Source organism: Microbacterium martis, assembly GCF_047246685.1.
GTDB lineage: Bacteria > Actinomycetota > Actinomycetes > Actinomycetales > Microbacteriaceae > Microbacterium.
In genome coordinates this window covers 1-21905 of sequence record NZ_JBFOKT010000004.1, presented here as the reverse complement: position 1 = coordinate 21905, position 21905 = coordinate 1, and the positions used below count along the sequence as shown (strand labels likewise).

The following is a 21905-nucleotide window of genomic DNA, read 5'->3' as shown; positions in this document are numbered from 1 at the left end:
CGTGGAACAGCGCGTGCGACCTGGCTAGTTTGGAGAAATGATGACCTCTGGTACACCCCTCGTCGTGGTCGACAACGTCCAGAAGCACTATGGAGATTTCCAGGCACTGACCGACATCGATCTCACCGTGAACGCGGGGGAGGTCGTCGTGGTGATCGGTCCGTCGGGCTCGGGCAAGTCGACGCTGTGCCGCACGATCAATCGTCTCGAGACCATCACCAGCGGCAGCATCAGCATCGACGGCAAGGCGCTGCCGGCCGAGGGCAAGGGGCTCGCGCACCTGCGGGCCGACGTCGGCATGGTGTTCCAGTCGTTCAACCTCTTCGCGCACCTCACCATCCTCGAGAACGTGACCCTGGGGCCGATCAAGGTGCGCGGGATGAAGAAGGCGGATGCCGAGAAGGAGGCCATGGCCCTGCTCGAGCGCGTCGGCGTGGCGCAGCAGGCCTCGAAGCTGCCCGCGCAGCTCTCCGGCGGGCAGCAGCAGCGCGTCGCGATCGCCCGAGCCCTCGCGATGAAGCCCAAGGTGATGCTCTTCGACGAGCCGACCAGCGCCCTCGACCCCGAGATGATCAACGAGGTGCTCGACGTGATGGTCGGCCTTGCCCAGGAGGGTATGACGATGATCGTCGTCACCCACGAGATGGGCTTCGCGCGCAAAGCGGCCGACCGCGTCGTCTTCATGGCCGACGGCCGCATCGTGGAGGAGGCGACTCCCGAGGAGTTCTTCACGAACCCGAAGAGCGACCGCGCCAAGGACTTCCTCTCGAAGCTCCTCACCCACTGATTTCACACACCCTGCACACACAGCACACGAAGGAGACGCACATGCGACGCACACGGACACTGGCAGGCATCGGAGTCGCGGCGGCCGCGCTGCTGGCGCTCACCGCCTGCAACAGCGGCACCCCGTCGAACCCCGGCGCCGGCACGGGCGGGGAAGAGGGCGGCGAGGACTCGACGTGGTTCGAGGTGGCCACCGACGTCGAGCTCGAGGGCAGCCCCACGTTCGACCGGATGAAGGAGGCCGACAAGGTCGTCGTCGGCGTCAAGGAGGACCAGCCCGGACTCGGCTTCCTCGACGTGACGACGAACGAGCGCACGGGCTTCGACGTCGATATCGCGCGCTGGATCGCCGCCTCGCTCGGATTCGACGAGGACAAGATCGAGTTCAAGCCGATCGCATCGGCCAACCGCGAGCAGGCCATCGTGAACGGCGACGTCGACTACTACGTCGGCACGTACTCGATCAACGACAAGCGCAAGGAGCAGATCGACTTCGCCGGTCCGTACTTCATCACCGGTCAGGGTCTGCTCGTCGCAGCGGATGCCGAGGAAGCCAACAAGCTCGAGGACTTCAACGGCAAGACCGTATGCTCTGCGACCGGTTCGACGCCGATCCAGAACATCAAGGCGAACTTCCCCGACATCAAGACGCAGGAGTACGACCTGTACTCCGCCTGCGTGCAGGACCTCATCGACGGCAAGGTCGATGCGGTGACCACCGACCAGGCGATTTTGATCGGCTACGCCGCGCAGTACCCGGACGACGTCAAGGTCACGGGCGGCCTGTTCACCGAGGAGCGCTACGGCGTCGGCCTGACCAAGGGCGACGACGTGCTCCGTGCGCACATCAACGAGCTGTTCACCGACGGCGGCGAGATCTGGCAGGCGATCTTCGACAAGAACCTCGGAGACTCCGGTATCGAGGTCGAGCAGCCCGAGGTCGACGCGTACTGATCGCTCAGGGCGGCCTCCTCGTCGGAGGCCGCCCTCGACATCACGAAGAAGGGGAGGGTGGCGTGGACGTCATCTTCGGCAACCTCGACCTGTGGAGCACGGCGATCGGCAACACGCTGCTCGTGTTCTTCGTCGGGGGAATCATCGCGCTGGTGCTCGGCGTCATCGTCGGCGCCATGCGAGTCTCGCCCGTACCGATCGCTCGGGGCGTAGGCACGCTCTACGTGAACATCGTCCGCAACACCCCGTTGACGCTGGTCTTCTTCTTCTTCGTCTTCGGCTACCCGCAGCTCGGCCTCCCCGATCTTTCCAATACCGTTCTCGGCATCCTCGCGATCGGCGTGTACACCGCCACATACGTGGCTGAGGTGCTCCGAGCCGGAATCAACACAGTGCCGGTCGGTCAGGCAGAGGCCGCGCGGGCCATCGGCTTGCCGTTCGGACAGGTCATGACACTCGTCATCCTGCCGCAGGCGTTCCGTTCCGTTGTGCCTCCGATGATGAGCGTGTTCATCGCGCTTCTGAAGAACACCACCGTCGCCGCCGGATTCTCGATCGCAGAACTCGCGGCGCTCCGCTCGACGATCAACGACTCCGCCGATCGGCCCGGGAACCCCATGGAAGTCCTGCTCTGGGTGGCAGTGGTCTTCGTCGCGCTGGTCCTGCTGATGAGCTGGCTGCAGCGATATCTCGAGAACCGATGGAGGATTGCGCGATGAGTTCTGTGCTGTACGACGTCCCGGGTCCCCGGGCGATCGCCCGCAACCGTGTCCTCGCGGTCGTCACCATCGCAGTGGTGCTCGCGCTCGTAGGCTTCGTCATCCTCCGAATGGTGGAGACGGGGCAGCTCTCGGGACAGAAGTGGTACGTCTTCACGTTCTCGACCGTATGGGCGGGCATCTTCAAGGCCCTGGGCAACACCCTGGCCGCATTCGCCCTCGCCGCCGTGCTGAGCCTGATTCTCGGCTTCGTTCTGGCGATCGGCCGTCTCTCCGACCACGCGTGGGTGCGGGTACCCGTCACGGTCGTCACCGAGATCTTCCGGGCCGTTCCGGTCCTGGTGTTCATGATGCTCCTGTATTACGGACTCCCGGTCATCGGCGTGAAGATGGACCCGTACTGGGCCGTCGTCATCGCCCTCATGGCCTACAACGGTTCGGTGTTGGCAGAGGTGTTGCGCGCGGGTGTCGAATCGTTGCCTCGCGGGCAGAAGGAAGCCGGCTTCGCCATCGGACTCCGCAAGAGCGGAGTGATGCGGCTGATCCTGCTTCCGCAGGCTATTCGCGCGATGCTGCCGGTCATCGTCGCCCAGCTCGTCGTCACGATGAAGGACACCGCGCTCGGCTTCATCATCACCTACCCCGAGCTGCTGTACTTCGCCAAACAGCTGACGTCGCAGCAGGGACGCCCGATCCTGCAATCCGCCTTCGTCATCGGCGGGATCTACATCATCATGTGCCTCATCCTGTCGGGCATCGCACGGTGGGTCGAGGTCCGTACACGGCGCTCGACCAAGGTGCGGGGCATCACTGCGGAGCCGGCCGACCCCCGCGCCCACGACGGCGGCACCGATACCGAGCTCATCGCCATGCAGCGCGGAGCCGGGAAGTACGACGGCACGAGCACCGGCGCCTGACGGCACGGGCGGCGCGTGCCGCCCCGGTAGACTCGTCTCTCGTGTCTGATTCTTCCGAGATCACTCCTGAGGCCGTCGAAGCGGCCGTCGCCGCCGCGCTCGAGGCGATCGGCGCCGCCGGCGACACCAACGAGCTGAAGGCGGCGCGCGCGGCCCACGTCGCCGAGGGCTCGCCGCTCGCCGTGCTGAACGCCTCGATGCGCCAGGTCGCCCCCGAGAACAAGGCGGCGTTCGGCAAGCTCGTCGGTCAGGGTCGCGGCCGGGTCACCCAGGCGCTCGCGGCGAAGGAGTCCGAACTCGCCGCCGCCGAGGTCGCGGCACGCCTCGAGGCCGAGCGCGTCGACATCACCGCGGTCCCGTCGCGCACCCGCGTCGGCGCCCGGCATCCGCTCGCTCTTCTCCAGAATCACGTCGAGGACATCTTCGTCGGCATGGGATGGGAGATCGCGGAGGGACCGGAGCTCGAGCACGAGTGGTTCAATTTCGACGCCCTCAACTTCGACGTCGACCACCCTGCCCGTCAGGAGCAGGACACCTTCTACGTCGACCCGACCTCGCGCCACCTGGTGATGCGCACGCACACGAGCCCTGTGCAGGTGCGCTCCATGCTCGATCGGGAGGTGCCGATCTACGTGCTGTGCCCCGGCCGCGTGTACCGCACCGACGAGTTCGACGCGACGCATCTGCCGGTGTTCACGCAGTTCGAAGGACTGGTGATCGACAAGGGCATCACGATGGCTCACCTCAAGGGCACCCTCGACCACTTCGCGAAGCAGCTGTTCGGGCCCGAGGCGAAGATGCGTTTCCGCACCAACTACTTCCCCTTCACCGAGCCCTCCGCCGAGCTCGACCTGTGGCACCCGACCTTCAAGGGCGGCGCCCGCTGGATCGAATGGGGCGGCTGCGGCATGGTCAACCCGAACGTGCTGCGTGCGGCCGGGATCGACCCCGAGGTGTACAGCGGCTTCGCGTTCGGCATGGGCATCGAGCGGGGCCTGATGTTCCGCAGCGATGTGCAGGACATGCGCGACATGGCCGAGGGTGACGTCCGATTCAGCGAGCAGTACGGGATGGTGGTGTGATGCGCGTCCCGCTTTCGTGGCTGCGTGAGTATGTCGATCTGGCAGCGGATGCCACGCCGGAGGATGTCCTCGCGGCACTGGTGACCGTCGGCTTCGAAGAGGAGGACGTGCACCGGTTCGACATCGCGGGTCCCGTCGTCGTGGGGCAGGTGCTCTCGCTCGAGGCGGAGCCGCAGTCGAACGGCAAGACCATCAACTGGTGCCAGGTCGACGTGGGTCCTTCGACGGGCTCAGGAATCGAGCATGATGTCCGCGGAATCGTCTGCGGTGCGCACAACTTCACCGCGGGCGACAAGGTCGTCGTGACGCTGCCGGGCGCGGTGCTGCCCGGTCCGTTCCCGATCGCCGCACGCAAGACCTACGGGCACGTCTCCGACGGCATGATCGCCTCCGCCCGCGAGCTCGGGCTCGGCGACGAGCACGACGGCATCATCGTGCTCGCCGACCTCGGCATCGACGCTCCCGTCGGCACCGACGCGATCGCTCTGCTCGGACTCGACGACGTCGCGATCGACATCAACGTGACCCCCGACCGCGGCTACGCCTTCTCGGTGCGCGGTGTCGCCCGCGAGTACTCCCACGCGACCGGCGCGGCCTTCCGCGACCCGGCCGAGCGCGACTTCTCCGAGCTGCAGCCCGGCACGGGCCACACGGCGATCGTCGACGACAGCGCCCCCGTGCGCGGTCGTGTCGGCGCGAGCGAGTTCGTGACGCGCGTCGTGCGCGACGTCGATCCGTCTCGGCCCACGCCGCCATGGATGATCGCTCGACTGTCGCTCGCCGGCATGCGCTCGCTCGGCGTGCTGATCGACATCACCAACTACGTGATGCTCGAGCTCGGTCAGCCGCTGCACGGATACGACCTCGACAGGCTCGCGGGCGGCATCACCGTGCGCCGGGCCACCGAGGGCGAGAGGATGACCACGCTCGACGGCCAGGAGCGCGATCTGCACGTCGAGGACCTCCTCATCACCGACGAGTCGGGACCGATCGGTCTCGCCGGCGTCATGGGCGGCGGCACGACCGAGATGAGCGGCACGACCCGCAACGTGCTCATCGAGGCGGCGATCTTCGATCCGACCACCATCGCCCGCACCGCTCGCCGTCACAAGCTGCCCAGCGAGGCCTCCAAGCGCTTCGAGCGCGGAGTCGACCCGCTGATCCCCTTCGTCGCGGCGCGCCGTGCAGCGGATCTCATGGTGGAGCTCGCCGGAGGGGTGCTCACCGACGAGGGTGGCGCACTGTTCGCCGAGGTCTTCGTCGAGGCCATCGAGCTTCCCGGCGGGTTCGTGCAGGGCCTGATCGGCGTCGACTACACCGACGCCGAGATCACCGGCGCGCTCGAGACGATCGGCGCCGAGGTGACCCCTTCGGGCCCTTCGACGAGCTCAGGGACCCAGGGGGAAGGCTCAGGGACCCAGGGGGAAGGCTCAGGGACCCAGGGGGAAGGCTCAGGGACCCAGGGGGAGGACTCAGGGACCCAGGGGGAGGGCTGGACGGTCATCCCGCCGACCTGGCGCCCTGACCTCACCGACAAGTGGTCGCTCGCCGAAGAGGTCGCCCGCATCCACGGCCTCGACCGCATCCCCTCGGTGCTGCCGACGCCGCCGTCCGGCCGTGGACTGACCGCGCATCAGCACGGACGTCGACGCGTCGCCGACGCTCTGGCCGCCGCCGGCTTCGTCGAGGCGCCCGCCTTCCCGTTCACGACCGAGGCGCAGAACGACCTGCACGGCTCGGCATCGGGCGACCACCTGCCCAGCATCCGTCTGGCGAACGCCCTCGACGGACAGGCGCCGTTCCTGCGCCGGTCTCTCATCCCCGGCCTGCTGCAGACCGCGCACCGCAACATCGCGCGGGGTCTCACCGACCTGGCCGTCTTCGAGACGGGGTCGGTCTTCCTGCCCGAGCCGGGAGTCGACTACGGCACCGACGACGTGCCTCCCCTCGGCGAGCGCCCCTCCGACGAGAAGCTCGCCGAGCTGAACGCCTCGATCCCGCCGCAGCGCCGGCATGTCGCGGTGCTCCTGGCGGGCAACGTCTCGCCGCGCCAGCCCGGACGCGCCGCCGAGCCCGCCGGACTGAGCGACGCCCTCGACGCCGTCCGCGTCATCGCCAGCGCCGCGGGTGTCACGATCGACGTCGAGCAGGCCGAGCGCGTGGCGCTCCACCCCGGTCGCACCGGTTCGCTCCGTGTCGCCGGAGAGGAGGTCGGCTACGTCGGCGAGCTCCATCCGGCGGTCGCGGAAGAGGCCGACCTGCCCGGTCGGGCGACCGTGGTCGAGCTCGACCTGGACCGCGTCCTGTCGCTGGCCGGTGGGCGCATCGTCGCTGCCTCGCTGTCGACCTTCCCCGCCGCCACGCAGGACGTGTCGCTGACCGTCCCCGCCGAGGTCGCCGCGGGCGACGTGCAGGCGGCCCTCGCCGAGGGCACGGGCGACCTGCTCGAATCGGTGCGGCTCGTCGACGACTACCGCGGGACCGGCGTGCCGGACGGGTCGAAGAGCCTCACCTTCGCGCTGCGCTTCCGCGCCGACGACCGTACGCTGACCGCGGCGGAGGCCTCCGAGGCGAAGCTCGCGGGTGTCGCCGTGGCGGCGGAGCGCTTCGGCGCCGCCCTGCGCGACTGACCGGGGCGCTCGCCGGGGATACCGCACGCCGGGGGTACCGTGGCGGGATGAGCATCCTCCCGCACGGCACCCCGGCGGCGGTCCCCGACGGGGCTCGGCCGCTGGGGACCGGGCCCTTCCTCGACCCGGGTGCACAGGTGAACTGGCACTATCGCAAGCCCGGATGGCAGCCGGGAGATCCATCGCACATCGCGCCGATGCGCGTCGTCCGCGACGATGGAAGAGGGCTCGTGGCCTGGTTGGCTCCCGGCACGCTCACAGAGGGCCAGGGCACACCCGACGGGCAGCGCGTGAGGACCCTCCCGCTGGAGCGCCGATGGCTCGAGACCCGCACGCGCATCGTCGAGGAGTGGTGGGGCAACGGCATCCTGCGGATCGCGCCGGCCGGCCTGCCGTGGTCGGTCTGGCTGTTCTGGAGCGACACCACCACGCGCGACTGGACGTTCGCCGGCTGGTACGTGAATCTCGAGAACGCCCATCTGCGCACCGACGGCGACACCTATTCGTCGGACCACGTCCTCGACGTCGAGATCGCATCGGACGGCGCCGTGTCGATGAAGGACGAGGACGAGCTGATCGCCGCGATCGAGCAGGGGCGGCTCACCGAGGAGCAGGCGGCGCAGATCGAGAGGCACGCCGACGCCGCGATTGCGTCGTTCCGTGCCGGCGATTGGCCCTTCGACGACGAGTGGCGCGAGTGGCGTCCTGATCCGTCGTGGACGATCCCGGAGCTCGCCGGACTCGACGACCTGCGCCGCGCCTGAGGAGAGCCGCTTGCCGCTGTCAGCGGATCCGCTTCCGCTCGGCGGCGAATGCTGCTGACATGGACCCATGACAGACGTGCTGATCCTCGGCGGAACGGGGTGGCTCTCGGGTCGCATCGCGCAGCGCGGGCTCGATGCCGGCGCGCGGGTGACGTGCCTCGCCCGCGGGGAGCGACGACCGCCCGACGGCGCCGAGCTCGTACGGGCCGATCGGGCCGCTCCCGAGGCGTACACGGCCCTCGCAGGGCGAGACTGGGATCACGTGATCGACGTCTCGTCGCAGGCTTCGCACGTGATCGAGGCGGTCGAGGCTCTCGGGGACCGCGCCGCCCGCTGGACGTACGTCTCGTCGATGTCGGTGTATGCGGACGACGAGACGATCGGGGCGGACGAGTCGGCACCGCGGCATCCGCCGGCACGGCCCGGAGACGAGTACGAGTACGGAGCGCAGAAGGTCGCCGCTGAGGATGCTGTCGCGACGCTGGGCGAGCGCGCGCTCATCGTTCGACCGGGACTCATCGTGGGTGACGGCGACCCCAGCGATCGTTTCGGGTACTGGGCGGCGGCGTTCCTCCGTGCGGGCGACGGACCGGTGCTGCTGCCGCCGATCGAGGGCAGGACCGTGCAGGTGATCGACGTCGACGACCTGGCGGCGTTCGTCACCGGGGCGGCACCGGGCGCCCCGGTGAACGCCATCGGCGACGTGCATCCGCTCGGGAACGTGCTCGACGCGGTGCGCGACGCGGCCGGGCACACCGGCCCCGTCGTCGTGGCCCCGGACGACTGGCTCGTCGCGCACGGCGTCGCCCACTGGATGGGTGAGCGCTCGCTGCCGCTGTGGCTGCCGCCCGAGATGACCGGCTTCATGACCCGCGCCAATGCCGCTTTCCGCACCGCCGGCGGCACCATCCGGCCCGTCGCCGACACCATCACGCGCGTCGTCGCCGACGAGAGCGCCCGGGGCGTCGACCGACCACGGCGTGCCGGCCTGACCCGGGCGGACGAACGGAAGCTCCTCGCCGCCCTCGACGCCCCCGACCCCCTCGACGGATGACCTCCCGTCGCCGCCGGAGCGGATGACGGCCCGGATTTGCGGATGCCGCTCCGGCCGCGCTATGGTCGCGGCATGCTGTCGCCCGTCGCCGTCTCCGCCCCGCGGGTTCTCCGCGTGCGCAGCGCGTCGCCGGGTGCGCCCCGGGTCATCGTCGTGTCCCGACGCCGCAGCGGCCGCCGACTCTAGGCGACCCCGCATTCCTGCCGCGCGTCTGCGGCGGTCGAGTGCCGGTGTCGCCGCCTCGGCCCCGTCCCGTCCCCGATTCATCGGGGGACCCGACCGTTAAGGTAGAAGCATGACGTACTCCGTCGCCGTCTCCGGCGCATCCGGCTACGCAGGCGGCGAGATCCTCCGCCTCCTGGCCGATCACCCCGACATCGAGATCCGCACCGTGACGGCGCATTCCAACGCCGGACAGCCGCTCGCCGAGCATCAGCCGCACCTGCGGTCGCTCGCGCACCTGACTCTGCAGGACACCACGCCCGAGGTCCTCGCCGGTCACGACATCGTCTTCCTCGCCCTGCCGCACGGCCAATCGGGGCAGTACACCGATGCCCTCGAAGCGGTGCCCCTCGTCATCGACGCCGGCGCCGACCACCGCCTCACCTCCCGCGCGTCGTGGGACGCGTTCTACGGCGGCGCGTTCCACGAGGCATGGGCGTACGGCGTGCCCGAGCTGCTCGTCCAAGGGTCGAAGCAGCGCGAGCGGCTGCGCGGTGCATCGCGCATCGCGGCCCCCGGGTGCAACGCCTCGACGGTGAGCCTCAGTCTCGCGCCCGGCGTCGCCGCCGGGGTCGTCGATCCGTCCGACATCGTCTCGGTGCTCGCGGTCGGCCCGTCGGGGGCGGGCAAGAGCCTCAAGACCAACCTGCTCGCGAGCGAGATCCTCGGCAGCGCCAACCCCTACGCCGTGGGCGGCTCGCACCGGCACATCCCCGAGATCCGCCAAGCCCTCGCCGCGGCATCCGGCGTCTCCGACGACTCGGCGATCCGCATCTCGTTCACCCCGGTGCTGGTGCCGATGTCGCGCGGCATTCTGGCCACCTCGTCGGCCCCCATCGCTCCTGGCGCGACCGATGCGCAGATCCGGGATGCGTGGGAGAGCGCCTACGCCGACGAGACCTTCGTGCAGCTCCTCCCCGCGGGTCGCTTCCCGCGCACGGCCGACGTGCTCGGCGCGAACACCGCGCTCATGGGCCTGGCGGTCGACCGGGCGGCGAACCGTGTCACGGTCGTCACAGCCGTCGACAACCTCGTCAAGGGCACCGCCGGGGCGGCCGTCCAGTCCATGAACATCGCACTGGGCCTGCCCGAAGGCCGCGCCCTCTCAGTGAACGGAGTCGCGCCGTGAGCGTCACCGCACCCGCAGGATTCGAGGCGGCCGGAGTCGCCGCCGGTCTGAAGTCCACCGGCAAGCCCGACGTGGCGGTCGTGGTGAACCGCGGCCCGCGCAAGGTGGGCGCCGCGGTCTTCACCAGCAACCGGGCGAAGGCCAACCCGATCCTCTGGTCGCAGCAGGCGGTCGCCGATCGCGTCGTCGAGGCGGTGGTGCTCAACTCGGGTGGTGCGAACTGCTTCACCGGCAGCTTCGGCTTCCAGACGACGCATCAGACGGCCGAGACCGCGGCGGAACTCCTCGGCGTGAGCGCCGGCGATGTCGTCGTCTGCTCGACGGGACTCATCGGCACCGGCGACGAGGTCTTCCGCTCGAAGGTGCTGGCGGGCACCGTGCAGGCGGTCGGCGAGCTCAGCGCCGACGGCGGAGAACGCGCCGCCGAGGCGATCATGACCACCGACACGGTCGCGAAGACGGCGATCGTGACCCGCGACGGCTGGACCATCGGCGGGATGGCGAAGGGCGCCGGGATGCTGGCGCCGGGGCTCGCCACCATGCTCGTGGTCGTCACGACCGACGCCGTGCTCGAGCCGCTGCAGGCCGACGAGGCGCTGCGCCGTGCGACGGCACTGACGTTCGACAGGCTCGACTCCGACGGCTGCATGTCGACCAACGACCAGGTGACCCTGCTCGCCAACGGCGCCTCGGGTGTCGCGCCGGAGCTCGACGACTTCGCGGACGCGCTCACCGAGCTCTGTCAGGAGCTCGCGGTGAAACTGCAGGCCGACGCCGAGGGCGCGAGCCACGACATCACGATCGAGGTGACGCACGCGGCATCCGACGGCGATGCGGTCGAGGTCGGTCGCTCGGTCGCCCGCAACAACCTCTTCAAGGCGGCGATCTTCGGCAACGACCCCAACTGGGGCCGGGTGCTCGCGGCGATCGGCACGACGAACGCGCAGTTCGACCCGTACGACGTCGACGTCTGGATGAACGGCGTGCGCGTCTGCACCGCGGGCGGCCCGGACCGTCCTCGCGAGGAGGTCGATCTGACGCCGCGCGCCACGCACCTCGTGATCGACCTGAAGGTCGGCGACGCGACCGCGACGATCCTCACGAACGACCTCACCCACGACTACGTGCACGAGAACAGCGCCTACGCCTCATGACCGACATCCAGGACACCACGCCCGACGTCGCCGCCGTCAAGGCCACGACGCTGATCGAGTCGCTGCCGTGGCTGAAGAAGTTCCGCGACCAGATCGTCGTCGTCAAGTACGGCGGCAACGCCATGGTGTCGGACGAGCTGCAGGAGGCGTTCGCGCAGGACATCGCCTATCTCCGCTACGTCGGCGTGCAGCCCGTGGTGGTGCACGGCGGCGGACCGCAGATCTCCGACATGCTCCAGCGTCTCGAGATCCCGAGCGAATTCAAGGGCGGGTACCGCGTCACCAACACCGAGGCGATCGGCGTGGTGCGCATGGTGCTCACCGGTCAGGTGAATCCGCAGCTCGTGTCGAAGATCAACTCGCACGGGCCCATTGCCACCGGACTCAGCGGCGAGGACGCCGGACTCTTCGGCGGTCGCCGCCGAGGGGTCGTCGTCGACGGCGAGGAGATCGACCTGGGCCGGGTGGGCGATGTCGTGCAGGTCGACCCGACGCCGGTGCTCGACCACCTCGCCGCCGGACGCATCCCGGTGGTCTCATCGATCGCCCCCGATCTGGATCATCCCGGCCAGTCGCTGAACGTGAACGCGGATGCCGCGGCCGCGGCCCTCGCCGTCGCGCTGGGCGCCCGCAAGCTCGTCATCCTCACCGACGTGCCGGGCCTCTACGCCGACTGGCCCCACCGCGACTCGCTCGTCTCGCACCTCACATCGGACGCCCTCATCGAGATGCTGCCCGCGCTGGAGTCGGGCATGATCCCGAAGATGCGCGCGTGCCTCGACGCGGTCGAGGGCGGCGTCGACGCCGCAGCCATCATCGACGGACGGGTGCCGCACTCGGTGCTCGTCGAGCTCTTCACCAGCAAGGGGATCGGAACCGAAGTGGTTCTGGGAAAGACAGGGGGGACGGCATGACCGTCTGGCAGGACGACGTGGCACGCGATCTCGTGCTCAACGCGGGCGATCGGCTGGCGCTGCTCACCCGCGGTGAGGGCTCGATCCTGTGGGATGCCGACGGCCGACGCTACCTCGACTTCCTCGCCGGGATCGCGGTGACGTCGCTGGGGCACTCGCATCCCGTGTTCGTCGACGCGGTCGCGCGTCAGGCCGCCACCCTCGCGCACGTCTCGAACTACTTCGCCACCCCGCCGCAGCTTGCTCTCGCCGCGCGGCTCAAGCGCCTCGCCGGCGCGGGTATCGACGGACGCGTCTTCTTCTCGAACTCCGGCGCCGAGGCGAACGAGGCCGCGTTCAAGCTGGCTCGGCTCCACGGAGGAGCCGAGCGCACGCGCATCATCGCCCTGGAGAACGGGTTCCACGGCCGCACCATGGGATCGCTCGCGCTCACCGCCAAGGCGGCCATGCGCGCGCCCTTCGAGCCCATGCCCGGCGGCGTCGAGCACATCGCGGCGACCGTCGAGGCGCTCGAGGAGGCCATGGACGACCGCGTGGCGGCGGTCATCGTCGAGCCGATCCAGGGCGAGGCGGGCGTCGTCGAACTGCCCGAGGGCTACCTCGCCGCCGCGCGTTCGCTCACGCTGGCCCACGGCGCACTGCTCATCGTCGACGAGATCCAGACCGGAGCCGGCCGTACCGGCGCCTGGTTCGGGTTCAGCCATGAGGGGATCACCCCCGACGCCATCACCCTCGCGAAGGGCATCGGCGGCGGCTTCCCGATCGGGGCCCTGGTCACCTACGGCGCGGCGAGCGATCTGTTCACCCCCGGCTCGCACGGCTCGACGTTCGGCGGGAATCCGCTCGCGACCGCCGTGGCCGACGCCGTCCTCGCCGAGATCGAGCACGCAGGACTCGTCGACAACGCCGCGCGCCGAGGCGAGCAGCTGCGCGACATCATCCGCGACATCGGCTCGCCGCTGGTCGGCGGCGTCCGCGGCCGGGGACTCCTGCTCGGTGTGGCGCTGACCGAGCCCGTCGCGGGCGCCGTCGTCGCCGCAGCTCAGGAGCGCGGCCTGATCGTGAACGCCGCGAACCCCGAGACGGTGCGGATCGCACCGGCCCTCACCATCGGCGACGCCGAGCTGGCGGAATTCGCCGAGCTCTTCACCGCCGCACTCGCCGACGTCTCGGCATCCGTCTCCGGAAAGGTGTCCGCACGATGACCCGCCACCTGCTGCGTGACGACGATCTCACTCCCGCCGAGCAGGCCGAGATCCTCGACCTCGCCCTCGAGCTGAAGAAGGACCGCTGGGCGAACAAGGCCCTCGCGGGTCCGCAGACCGTCGCGGTGATCTTCGACAAGTCGTCGACGCGCACTCGCGTGTCCTTCGCGGTGGGCATCGCCGACCTCGGCGGCTCACCGCTCATCATCTCCACGGCGAACAGCCAGCTGGGCGGCAAGGAGACGCCGTCCGACACCGCGCGGGTGCTGGAGCGCCAGGTCGCCGCGATCGTGTGGCGCACCTATGCGCAGTCCGGACTGGAGGAGATGGCGAAGGGCACGCGCGTGCCGGTCGTCAACGCGCTCTCCGACGACTTCCACCCCTGTCAGCTGCTCGCCGATCTGCTCACGATCCGCGAGCACAAGGGCGAGCTGGCCGGTCTCACCCTCACCTTCTTCGGCGACGGGCAGAGCAATATGGCCCACTCCTACGCGCTCGCCGGCGTCACGGCGGGGATGCACGTGCGCATCGCGTCGCCCGACGACTACGCGCCACGTGCCGATGTGATCGAGGCGGCCGACCGCCGTGCCGCCGAGACCGGGGGCTCGATCGCGCTCTACACCGATCCCGTCGAGGCCGCGGCCGGCGCTGACGTCATCGTCACCGACACGTGGGTGTCGATGGGGAAGGAGGAGGAGAAGCTCGCGCGCATCCGCGATCTGGGCGGATACAAGGTCACCGCGGAGACCATGACGCTCGCCGATCCGGAGGCGATCTTCATCCACTGCCTGCCGGCCGATCGCGGCTACGAGGTCGACTCCACCGTCATCGACGGTCCGCAGAGCGTCGTGTGGGACGAGGCCGAGAACCGCCTGCACGCCCAGAAGGCGCTGCTGGTCTGGCTGCTGGGCAAGAAGGACGAGAAGGACGAGAAGGACGAGAAGGACGCGTGATGGGCGATTCGACGCACGAGGGGACCAATGAGGGAGCGCTCTGGGGTGCGCGCTTCGCGACAGGACCGTCTCCCGAGCTCGCGGAGCTCAGCCGGTCGACGCATTTCGACTGGATCCTCGCGCCGTACGACATCGCCGGATCGCATGCGCACGCGACGGCGCTCGCCGCAGCGGGATACCTCGAGCCCGACGAGGCGGAACGGATGCATGCCGGCCTCGATGCCGTAGCGCGCAAGGTGGCCGACGGCAGGCTGCATCCCGATCCGACCGACGAAGACGTGCACGGTGCACTGGAGCAGGCCCTCATCGCCGAGCTCGGCCCCGAGCTCGGCGGCCGCCTGCGCGCCGGACGCAGCCGCAACGACCAGATCGCCACGCTCGTGCGCATGTACCTCATCGACCACGCCCGCGTGATCGCCCGTGACATCCTGCGGGTCGTCGACGCCCTGGTCGCCCAGGCCGAGGCGCATCCCGAGGCCATCCTCCCCGGACGCACGCACCTGCAGCACGCCCAGCCGGTGCTCCTGGCCCATCACCTTCAGGCGCACGGTTGGCCCCTGGTGCGCGAACTCGAGCGGCTGGTCGACTGGCGTCGCCGTGCCGGCGTCTCGCCCTACGGCGGGGGAGCGCTGGCCGGCTCGACGCTCGGTCTCGATCCGGCGCTCGTGGCGACGGAGCTGGGCCTCGACCGTCCGGCGGAGAACTCGCTCGACGGCACCTCTGCTCGAGACGTCGTGGCGGAGTTCGCCTTCATCGCCGCGATGACCGGTGTCGACATCTCGCGCCTGGCCGAGGAGGTCATCCTCTGGAACACGCGCGAGTTCGGCTTCGTGACCCTCGACGACGGGTACTCCACAGGGTCGAGCATCATGCCGCAGAAGAAGAACCCCGACATCGCCGAACTGGCGCGGGGCAAGTCCGGCCGCCTGATCGGCAACCTGTCGGGCCTGCTCGCGACGCTGAAGGGACTGCCGCTCGCGTACAACCGCGACCTGCAGGAGGACAAGGAGCCGGTCTTCGACTCGGTGCAGACGCTCGAGGTGGTCCTGCCGGCCTTCGCCGGCATGATCGCGACCCTGCGTTTCGACACCGAGCGGATGGCCGCCCTGGCCCCCCAGGGATTCTCGCTCGCGACCGACGTCGCCGAGTGGCTGGTCAAGCGCCGGGTGCCGTTCCGCGACGCCCACGAGATCTCCGGCGCGCTCGTCCGGGCGTGCGAGGAGCAGGGGATCGGCCTCGAGGACGCGTCCGACGAGCTGCTGCTGTCGGTCTCGGAGCACCTGGTCCCCGACGTGCGCGAGGTGCTCACGATCGAGGGATCGGTGGGGTCGCGCACCGGTGCCGGCGGCACCGCGCCCGAGCGGGTGACCGAGCAGCGCGCCGAGCTCGTCGCGCGCGCGCAGGCCGCCGCTCACGCCCTGGGGCTGTAGCCCGCGCAGGGTCGCCCGGGTCGTCCCGCCGGCCGTCGTGTCAGTGCAGGGAGTCGTCGGCCCCGCTTCGTTCCCAGCGTGTGAACGTGACCTGGAGGCCGGGGCGTGTCGGCGCGGCCAGGAACGGCCCGGCGGACGCCGACGCGTCGCCGTCGAAGGGCGCGACCCGCACGAGGCGCCAGGGTTCGTCGTCGGCGCGGGCTCGGACGATCACGGCATCCGCCCATCGGCTCATCCGCACGCTGATCCCCCGGTCCCGCCACTCGTCGACCTGGCCGATCGACCAGTCGGAGTGGATGTCGGTGACGACGGCGCCGATCCCCAGGTGTCCGTCGGCGTATTCGACGCCTGCTTTGATCCAGTGCTCGTGGTCTGTGCGCAGGAACACGCCGGCCTGATCGAACTGCCCGCGCCAGGGAGCGCGGAACGAGACCTCGACCGCCTCGCCGACCGCCATCGGCACGAGGAGGGCGTGCTCGGTGTCGTGCACGAAGCGGTAGGCGGTGTGCCGCCACGCGTCGCTGCCGTCCTTCGCGGTGACGCGGAGGGCGCCGCCGCGGGTGTCGACGGATGCGGGGGCGGTGGTCCAGTGTCCCGCGTCCCACGGGATGATGGCGGTATCAAGCATATTCGAACTATATAACCTTATCGGGCATAACTCCGAGATATGCGTGTTATGGTTATGTCATGGTCATCGCCGTGGTCGCCGACATCGTGGGGTCTCGCAGACTCGACGACCGCTCGGCCGCGCAGCGCGTGCTCGATCAGACGATCGCCGCGGCGGAGCGCGACCTGCCTCTCGCCGATCAACCGCTCACGCCGACAGTCGGCGACGAGCAGCAGGGCGTCTATCGCCGGCTCGATGACGCGTTGATCTCCCTCCTGATGATCCAACTGCGTCTGCCCGACGGGATCGGCTTCCGCTTCGGAATCGGGATCGGCGAGGTGAGCGCCGTGGAATCGGTGCACGGCGAGCTCGCCGACGGGCCGGGCTGGTACGCCGCCCGAGCCGCCATCGAGATCGTCCATGCCAAGGAAGGGCGCGCCGTGCCGCGCGCGCGGACATGGATTGTCGGTGCCCCCGGGCAGGATGAGGTCATGGAGAGCACGATCGCCGCAGCGAACGCCTACCTGCTCGCGCGCGACGAACTCGTCGGTGCCATGTCCGAACGCGAGCGCCGCCTCACCTATGGCCGCTTGATCGGGCGATCGCAGCATGACCTCGCCCAGGAGGAGGGCATCACGCAGCCCAGCGTGTCCAAGTCGCTGCGCAACGCCGGCAGCGCCGCCGTGCTCGAGGGCGTCGCCGCGCTCCGGGAGGCGTCCGCATGATCGTCGCCGGATTCGCCCTGCTGGCGGTGGGAGCCGCAGACCTCGTTCGGCAGTTCGCGCCGCGCCGCTGGATCGGCTACCTCACCGTCGCCGTGATCCTGCTGCTGCTCGGCAGCGTCAGCGATGCGCTGTGGCCGATGATCGCCGGCCTCGCCGCCGGCGCCCTATGGGTGTGGTCCATGCCGTCCGAGCGACGCGCACCGCTCGGCTTCTGGCCGGCGGTGCTGCTCGGCGTACTCGCCGTCGCCGCCGTGGTGTGGCTCGGACCTCGCGACGAGACCGGGCTCATCGGCGATGTCTGGGCGCTGCGGTCGCCGTTCGGCGAGATCCCCTTCGACCTGGTGGTCCTGAGCCTCGGCATGGGCGTGTTCCTCCTCGAGTCGGCCAACCTCGTGGTGCGCGCCGCGCTCGATGGGGAGCACACCTGGCGGCCGAGCGAGGCCCCCGCGACGACCGACGCCCCCACGACGACCGGCGATCTCGTCCCCGAAGCCGCGACGCCGGTCGATCCGCGATCCGGCTTCAAGGGTGGTCGCCTCATCGGCCCGCTCGAGCGCATCCTCGTGCTGATCCTCACTCTCGCCGCCGCCTACCCGCTGCTGGCGGCGATGCTCGCGGCGAAGGGCATCGTCCGCTTCCCCGAGATCTCCCGCGACGGAGAGACAGGTGCGCGGGCCGAGTACTTCCTCGTCGGCAGCCTGGTCAGCTGGGTGATCGCGCTCGGCGGCGCCTTCGTCGTGTGGTGGGCCGCGCACAGCTGACACGGTCGACCGGCCGTCGTGGCGGGATTCGGCGCAGTGCCGCGCTGATAGCCTGGAGCGCGTGTCGAATTCCGCTCTGACGACCGCGACCCCGGCGATCGACCCCACGTTCGAGAACGTGTGGGACGAGCTGCTGTGGCGCGGGCTCGTCCACGTGTCCACCGATCAGGAGGCGCTGCGCGCCCTTCTCGCCGGGGATCCGATCACGTACTACTGCGGCTTCGACCCTACGGCGCCCAGCCTGCACCTCGGCAACCTCGTGCAGCTGCTGACTCTGCGTCGCATCCAGCTCGCCGGTCACAAGCCGCTCGGCCTCGTCGGCGGGTCGACCGGGCTGATCGGCGACCCGCGGCCGACGGCCGAGCGCACCCTGAACACGCGCGAGACGGTCGGCGAATGGGTCGATCGTCTGCGCGCGCAGGTCGAGCGCTACCTGAGCTTCGAGGGCGACAACGCCGCACGCATCGTCAACAACCTCGACTGGACGGCGCCGCTGTCGGCGATCGACTTCCTGCGCGAGATCGGCAAGCACTACCGCGTGGGCACGATGCTCAAGAAGGATGCCGTCGCCGCACGCCTGAACTCGGATGCCGGCATCAGCTACACCGAGTTCAGCTACCAGATCCTGCAGGGCATGGACTTCCTGGAGCTCTACCGCCAGTACGATTGCGTGCTGCAGACCGGCGGCTCGGACCAGTGGGGCAACCTCACGAGCGGCACGGATCTCATCCACCGCGTCGAGGGCGTCTCGGTGCATGCCATCGGGACGCCGCTGATCACCAACAGCGACGGCACGAAGTTCGGCAAGAGCGAGGGCAACGCCATCTGGCTCGACCCGGAGATGTGCAGCCCGTACCGCATGTACCAGTTCTGGCTGAGCACGGCGGATGCCGACGTGATCGACCGGCTCAAGGTCTTCACGTTCCTGAGCCGCGCCGAGATCGAGGAGTACGCGGCGCTCGTCGAGACCGAGCCCTTCCGCCGAGCAGCGCAGAAGCGCCTCGCACTCGAGGTCGTCGCCACGGTGCACGGCGTCGACGCTGCGGCTGCGGTCATCGCGGCATCCGAGGCGCTCTTCGGGCAGGGCGACCTGACGGCCCTGGACGCTGCGACGCTGCGCACGGCGCTCGAAGAGCTGCCTCACGCGACCGTCTCCGCCGGCACCCCGGTCATCGACGCGCTCGTGGCGACGGGACTGGTGTCGAGCCTGTCGGACGCTCGACGTGCCATCGCCCAGGGCGGCGTCACGCTCGACGGTGCGCGGGTGGGAGACGACGGCGCGATGGTGCAGGGCAGCCTCCCCGGCCGAGTCTCCGTGCTCCGCCGCGGGAAGAAGACCCTCGCGGGCGTTTTCATCGGCTGATCTCGGATGCCGTTCACGCCGAGTCACGCCGTCGTCGCGCTGCCGTTCATCCGCACGCCCCTGGTGCCGGCCGCGATCGCGATCGGCGCGATGACACCCGACCTGCCGCTGTTCGTGCGCGGTCTCGGCCTGGACTACTCGTTCACCCACACCCTCGCGAACGTCGTATGGACGGCCGTGCTCGCCTTCGTGCTCTTCCTGGTGTGGCGGGCGGTGCTGCGTCCGGCCGTTCCCGAGCTCGCGCCGGGATGGCTCGCGTCGCGGCTTCCCGAGGAATGGCGCGACGGCGGGATCCGCGCCCTCGGCCGTGCCGTCGGCCGGGGGGAGAAGCGCCTGTACCCGCTGCTGCTCGCGGTGTCACTCGTCCTCGGTGTGCTCTCGCACATCGTCTGGGATCTGTTCACCCACGAGGGTCGATGGGGTGTGGCCCTGCTTCCGGCGCTCGACGAGATGTGGGGTCCGCTTCTCGGGTACAAGTGGCTCCAGCACGGATCGAGCGCGATCGGTCTCGCCCTCATCGGCATCTGGGCCCTGCTGTGGCTGCGCCGTCATCGGCCGCGTCCGACCCCGGACCGCCGCCTTCCCGAGTGGGCTCGCATCGTGTGGTGGCTCTCTCTGCCCGTGATCCTGGTGTGCGCGTGGATCGCCGGGCTGCTCGCGCTCGGCCCGCTCGATGCGGAGTTCACGATCGCGCATCTCGCCTATCGCGTTCTGCCACCCGCCTGCGCGGTGTGGGGTTTGGGCACGCTGCTTCTCTGCCTGGCGCTGCAGCTGCGCCGGCCGAGTCACCAGCGCGGCTGATCCGACGCCCAGGGCCGCGGCGGCCGGAACTCGAATCCGGGTATGGCAGGTCGTGCCGTGACGATGTCCGAACCGCCCACTCGAAAGCCCGCGACGTGCGGTGTCGCGTCGACGCGGGTCTCCGCCGCCGGCATCCGCCGCCGCGGCATCCCGAGAAGCTCGGCGGCCGCGCGGCGCAACGATGTGCGGACCACCCACGAGCCGCCCCGCGTCCGGCGGTGATCGAGGGCGGAGGCGATCGCTGCCGCGAGGAGATAGCCCGCGGTGTGGTCGAGCGCCTGGGCGGGAAGGGCCGCCGGCGTGCTCCCGTCGCTCGACTCGGCCAGCGCGATGCCGCTTTCGGCCTGAACGAGACTGTCGAACCCGGCGCGATGGGGGTCGTCGGTGCCCCACGCGCTGAGCTGGGCCACGATGATGCCGGGATGACGTCGGGCAAGCGCGTCGGGCGCGAGCCCGAGGCGCTGGATCGCGGCAGGACGGTAGCCGAGAACGACCACGTCCGCGTCGGCGAGGAGGTCGTGCATCCGGTCCGACCGTGCATCGAGAAGGGCCGACCTCTTGCCGTGCCCGGTGTCGAGGTGCTGCCACTCGGGCTCCGGCAGGCCGGGAGGATCGAGGCGCAGGACGTCTGCTCCGAACAGTGCGAGGGTGCGGGTGGCCACGGGGCCGGCGATCACCCGTGTGAGATCGAGGATGCGGATGCCGCGCAGAGGAAGATCGTCGTCGCTGCGCGCGATCGCCCGTGGCTCCGCGTCGACGTCGATCCGCTCCACAGCGACGACCGGCGTCCGGCGCAGCGCCGCGTCGACAACGCGATCCTCGCGCCGTACCGGAACGGCGAGACCGCCCGTGGCGGAGATCGCGGCGACCGCGTCGTCCGTATGGAGGTCCTGCAGCACAGAGCGTACGACCTCCGCATCGGCGGACGGGTCGAGGGCAAGACCGGCGCACAAGGCCGCGGCATGGTGCGGATAGTTGCCGTGGGTGCGGATCCACCCGTCGACGGTGCGCCAGAAGCCAGACAACGGTGACCACACCGGGGGAGTGCTGCCGTCGACGGTGAGCACGCGGTCGCTGCGATAGGCGAGCGCGATCCGGTCCGGATCGAGCCGACGCGCGTCGCGCCCGGCCGCGAGGGTGGCCGCTGCCACGCCCGCCCAGGCGAGTGACCCGGTGGCGAGCCGCGATGGGAGGGGAGGGGCGACCGGCGGGGGCGCGACGCCGACCAGACGATCCGGGTCACCACCGATCTCGCTCCAGACCCGCGCGAGCAGGCGAGCTCCGGCATCCCGCGATGAGGCGGTGTGGTCCGCGGTGTCGGTCATGGCGCGATGCTACCCGTGCTCCGCTGATCGAGGGAAAGCGCGGCTGATCCGGGGGAAGTCGTCCGGACGGCGCCGCGACACGCCCGAGGGGAAGGCCCCGATTTGCCAGAACGGGGGAAGCCACGTAACTTAGTACCTGTTCGCCCCACAGGGAAGCGGAGAAGCCGAAGAGCTTCACCCCCCTCAAGCGGAGAACCACTCCCACTCCTTCTCTTGAGAGATCGGACGCCTGCGTCTAGGATGGGAGATCCACCCCTTCTGCGGCGGTCACCGTCTGCGCAGCGGATCGAAGATCCGCCGAGCGCGTCGGTTTGACAAGCGGGTCGGGATGGCTAAGATAGAGAAGTTGCCCTTCGGGCCTGGCTGTGGTGGCTGGGTCGTGGGAGCATCCGATCCTTGAGAACTCAACA

The 21905-nt window shown here is 69.9% G+C and carries 20 protein-coding genes; 18 read left to right on the top strand and 2 right to left on the bottom strand.

Features of this window, described 5'->3' with window-relative positions:
- Positions 1 to 37 precede the first annotated feature (37 nt).
- The 14 genes from AB3M90_RS15065 to argH all read left to right on the top strand — a co-directional run bounded on the left by AB3M90_RS15065 (position 38) and on the right by argH (position 15913).
- Positions 38 to 787, top strand: coding sequence for an amino acid ABC transporter ATP-binding protein (locus AB3M90_RS15065; protein ID WP_412953429.1), 750 nt, complete (start codon positions 38 to 40; stop codon positions 785 to 787).
- 41 nt (positions 788 to 828) lie between these two features.
- Positions 829 to 1740, top strand: a complete 912-nt coding sequence (locus AB3M90_RS15060; protein ID WP_412953426.1) for a glutamate ABC transporter substrate-binding protein — start codon at positions 829 to 831, stop codon at positions 1738 to 1740.
- 62 nt (positions 1741 to 1802) lie between these two features.
- Positions 1803 to 2459: an amino acid ABC transporter permease gene (locus tag AB3M90_RS15055; protein WP_412953423.1), complete on the top strand. Its 657-nt coding sequence runs from the start codon at positions 1803 to 1805 to the stop codon at positions 2457 to 2459.
- A complete protein-coding gene (locus AB3M90_RS15050; protein WP_412953421.1) occupies positions 2456 to 3376 on the top strand; it encodes an amino acid ABC transporter permease in 921 nt (306 codons plus the stop codon). Before AB3M90_RS15055 ends, AB3M90_RS15050 begins: the two co-directional genes overlap by 4 nt.
- Positions 3377 to 3417: 41 nt before the next feature.
- The gene (pheS, locus tag AB3M90_RS15045; protein ID WP_412953418.1) at positions 3418 to 4458 is read left to right on the top strand and encodes a phenylalanine--tRNA ligase subunit alpha; all 1041 of its coding nucleotides are present in this window, start codon (positions 3418 to 3420) and stop codon (positions 4456 to 4458) included.
- The gene (locus tag AB3M90_RS15040; RefSeq protein ID WP_412953415.1) at positions 4458 to 7088 is read left to right on the top strand and encodes a phenylalanine--tRNA ligase subunit beta; all 2631 of its coding nucleotides are present in this window, start codon (positions 4458 to 4460) and stop codon (positions 7086 to 7088) included. Before pheS ends, AB3M90_RS15040 begins: the two co-directional genes overlap by 1 nt.
- A 47-nt stretch (positions 7089 to 7135) precedes the next feature.
- Positions 7136 to 7852 carry a DUF402 domain-containing protein gene (locus AB3M90_RS15035; protein ID WP_412953412.1) on the top strand — a complete coding sequence of 239 codons (717 nt, stop codon included), beginning with the start codon at positions 7136 to 7138 and terminating at the stop codon, positions 7850 to 7852.
- A gap of 67 nt (positions 7853 to 7919) precedes the next feature.
- A complete protein-coding gene (locus AB3M90_RS15030; RefSeq protein WP_412953409.1) occupies positions 7920 to 8906 on the top strand; it encodes an NAD-dependent epimerase/dehydratase family protein in 987 nt (328 codons plus the stop codon).
- Positions 8907 to 9201: 295 nt separating this feature from the next.
- A complete protein-coding gene (gene argC, locus AB3M90_RS15025; RefSeq protein ID WP_412953406.1) occupies positions 9202 to 10257 on the top strand; it encodes an N-acetyl-gamma-glutamyl-phosphate reductase in 1056 nt (351 codons plus the stop codon).
- The gene (gene argJ, locus AB3M90_RS15020; protein WP_412953404.1) at positions 10254 to 11411 is read left to right on the top strand and encodes a bifunctional glutamate N-acetyltransferase/amino-acid acetyltransferase ArgJ; all 1158 of its coding nucleotides are present in this window, start codon (positions 10254 to 10256) and stop codon (positions 11409 to 11411) included. The genes argC and argJ overlap by 4 nt, the downstream gene beginning before the upstream one ends.
- Positions 11408 to 12325 (top strand): acetylglutamate kinase, encoded by a 918-nt coding sequence (gene argB / locus AB3M90_RS15015; RefSeq protein ID WP_412953401.1) that lies wholly within the window; start codon positions 11408 to 11410, stop codon positions 12323 to 12325. Before argJ ends, argB begins: the two co-directional genes overlap by 4 nt.
- Entirely contained in the window at positions 12322 to 13530 is a 1209-nt protein-coding gene (locus AB3M90_RS15010) for an acetylornithine transaminase (RefSeq protein WP_412953398.1), read from the top strand. The genes argB and AB3M90_RS15010 overlap by 4 nt, the downstream gene beginning before the upstream one ends.
- On the top strand, positions 13527 to 14483 hold the full coding sequence (gene argF / locus AB3M90_RS15005; RefSeq protein WP_412953395.1) for an ornithine carbamoyltransferase: 957 nt from the start codon (positions 13527 to 13529) through the stop codon (positions 14481 to 14483). The genes AB3M90_RS15010 and argF overlap by 4 nt, the downstream gene beginning before the upstream one ends.
- Positions 14483 to 15913, top strand: coding sequence for an argininosuccinate lyase (argH, locus tag AB3M90_RS15000; RefSeq protein ID WP_412953392.1), 1431 nt, complete (start codon positions 14483 to 14485; stop codon positions 15911 to 15913). The genes argF and argH overlap by 1 nt, the downstream gene beginning before the upstream one ends.
- Before the next feature lie 40 nt (positions 15914 to 15953).
- On the opposite strand, the gene AB3M90_RS14995 is transcribed toward argH, so the two are convergent.
- Entirely contained in the window at positions 15954 to 16541 is a 588-nt protein-coding gene (locus AB3M90_RS14995) for a DUF1349 domain-containing protein (RefSeq protein WP_412953389.1), read from the bottom strand.
- A 59-nt stretch (positions 16542 to 16600) separates the two neighbouring features.
- Here AB3M90_RS14995 and AB3M90_RS14990 point away from each other — a divergent pair, with 59 nt between their 5' ends.
- The 4 genes from AB3M90_RS14990 to AB3M90_RS14975 all read left to right on the top strand — a co-directional run bounded on the left by AB3M90_RS14990 (position 16601) and on the right by AB3M90_RS14975 (position 20170).
- Positions 16601 to 17245, top strand: coding sequence for a SatD family protein (locus AB3M90_RS14990; protein ID WP_412953387.1), 645 nt, complete (start codon positions 16601 to 16603; stop codon positions 17243 to 17245).
- Positions 17242 to 18006 (top strand): hypothetical protein, encoded by a 765-nt coding sequence (locus tag AB3M90_RS14985; protein WP_412953385.1) that lies wholly within the window; start codon positions 17242 to 17244, stop codon positions 18004 to 18006. The genes AB3M90_RS14990 and AB3M90_RS14985 overlap by 4 nt, the downstream gene beginning before the upstream one ends.
- A gap of 61 nt (positions 18007 to 18067) precedes the next feature.
- Positions 18068 to 19369: a tyrosine--tRNA ligase gene (tyrS, locus tag AB3M90_RS14980; protein WP_412953383.1), complete on the top strand. Its 1302-nt coding sequence runs from the start codon at positions 18068 to 18070 to the stop codon at positions 19367 to 19369.
- Positions 19370 to 19375: 6 nt separating this feature from the next.
- The gene (locus AB3M90_RS14975) at positions 19376 to 20170 is read left to right on the top strand and encodes a DUF4184 family protein (RefSeq protein WP_412953381.1); all 795 of its coding nucleotides are present in this window, start codon (positions 19376 to 19378) and stop codon (positions 20168 to 20170) included.
- Here the strand turns inward: AB3M90_RS14975 and AB3M90_RS14970 are convergent.
- The gene (locus AB3M90_RS14970; protein ID WP_412953378.1) at positions 20155 to 21495 is read right to left on the bottom strand and encodes a CoA transferase; all 1341 of its coding nucleotides are present in this window, start codon (positions 21493 to 21495) and stop codon (positions 20155 to 20157) included. The genes AB3M90_RS14975 and AB3M90_RS14970 overlap by 16 nt on opposite strands.
- Positions 21496 to 21905 lie beyond the last annotated feature (410 nt).

Bases quoted from the DNA above. Each gene is read 5' to 3' on its own strand.
- AB3M90_RS15065 (WP_412953429.1), top strand. From the start codon at position 38: ATGATGACCTCTGGTACACCCCTCGTCGTGGTCGACAACGTCCAGAAG.
- AB3M90_RS15060 (WP_412953426.1), top strand. From the start codon at position 829: ATGCGACGCACACGGACACTGGCAGGCATCGGAGTCGCGGCGGCCGCG.
- AB3M90_RS15050 (WP_412953421.1), top strand. From the start codon at position 2,456: ATGAGTTCTGTGCTGTACGACGTCCCGGGTCCCCGGGCGATCGCCCGC.
- AB3M90_RS15040 (WP_412953415.1), top strand. From the start codon at position 4,458: ATGCGCGTCCCGCTTTCGTGGCTGCGTGAGTATGTCGATCTGGCAGCG.
- AB3M90_RS15035 (WP_412953412.1), top strand. From the start codon at position 7,136: ATGAGCATCCTCCCGCACGGCACCCCGGCGGCGGTCCCCGACGGGGCT.
- AB3M90_RS15030 (WP_412953409.1), top strand. From the start codon at position 7,920: ATGACAGACGTGCTGATCCTCGGCGGAACGGGGTGGCTCTCGGGTCGC.
- argC (WP_412953406.1), top strand. From the start codon at position 9,202: ATGACGTACTCCGTCGCCGTCTCCGGCGCATCCGGCTACGCAGGCGGC.
- argB (WP_412953401.1), top strand. From the start codon at position 11,408: ATGACCGACATCCAGGACACCACGCCCGACGTCGCCGCCGTCAAGGCC.
- AB3M90_RS15010 (WP_412953398.1), top strand. From the start codon at position 12,322: ATGACCGTCTGGCAGGACGACGTGGCACGCGATCTCGTGCTCAACGCG.
- argF (WP_412953395.1), top strand. From the start codon at position 13,527: ATGACCCGCCACCTGCTGCGTGACGACGATCTCACTCCCGCCGAGCAG.
- argH (WP_412953392.1), top strand. From the start codon at position 14,483: ATGGGCGATTCGACGCACGAGGGGACCAATGAGGGAGCGCTCTGGGGT.
- AB3M90_RS14995 (WP_412953389.1), bottom strand. From the start codon at position 16,541: ATGCTTGATACCGCCATCATCCCGTGGGACGCGGGACACTGGACCACC.
- AB3M90_RS14990 (WP_412953387.1), top strand. From the start codon at position 16,601: ATGGTCATCGCCGTGGTCGCCGACATCGTGGGGTCTCGCAGACTCGAC.
- AB3M90_RS14985 (WP_412953385.1), top strand. From the start codon at position 17,242: ATGATCGTCGCCGGATTCGCCCTGCTGGCGGTGGGAGCCGCAGACCTC.
- AB3M90_RS14975 (WP_412953381.1), top strand. From the start codon at position 19,376: ATGCCGTTCACGCCGAGTCACGCCGTCGTCGCGCTGCCGTTCATCCGC.
- AB3M90_RS14970 (WP_412953378.1), bottom strand. From the start codon at position 21,495: ATGACCGACACCGCGGACCACACCGCCTCATCGCGGGATGCCGGAGCT.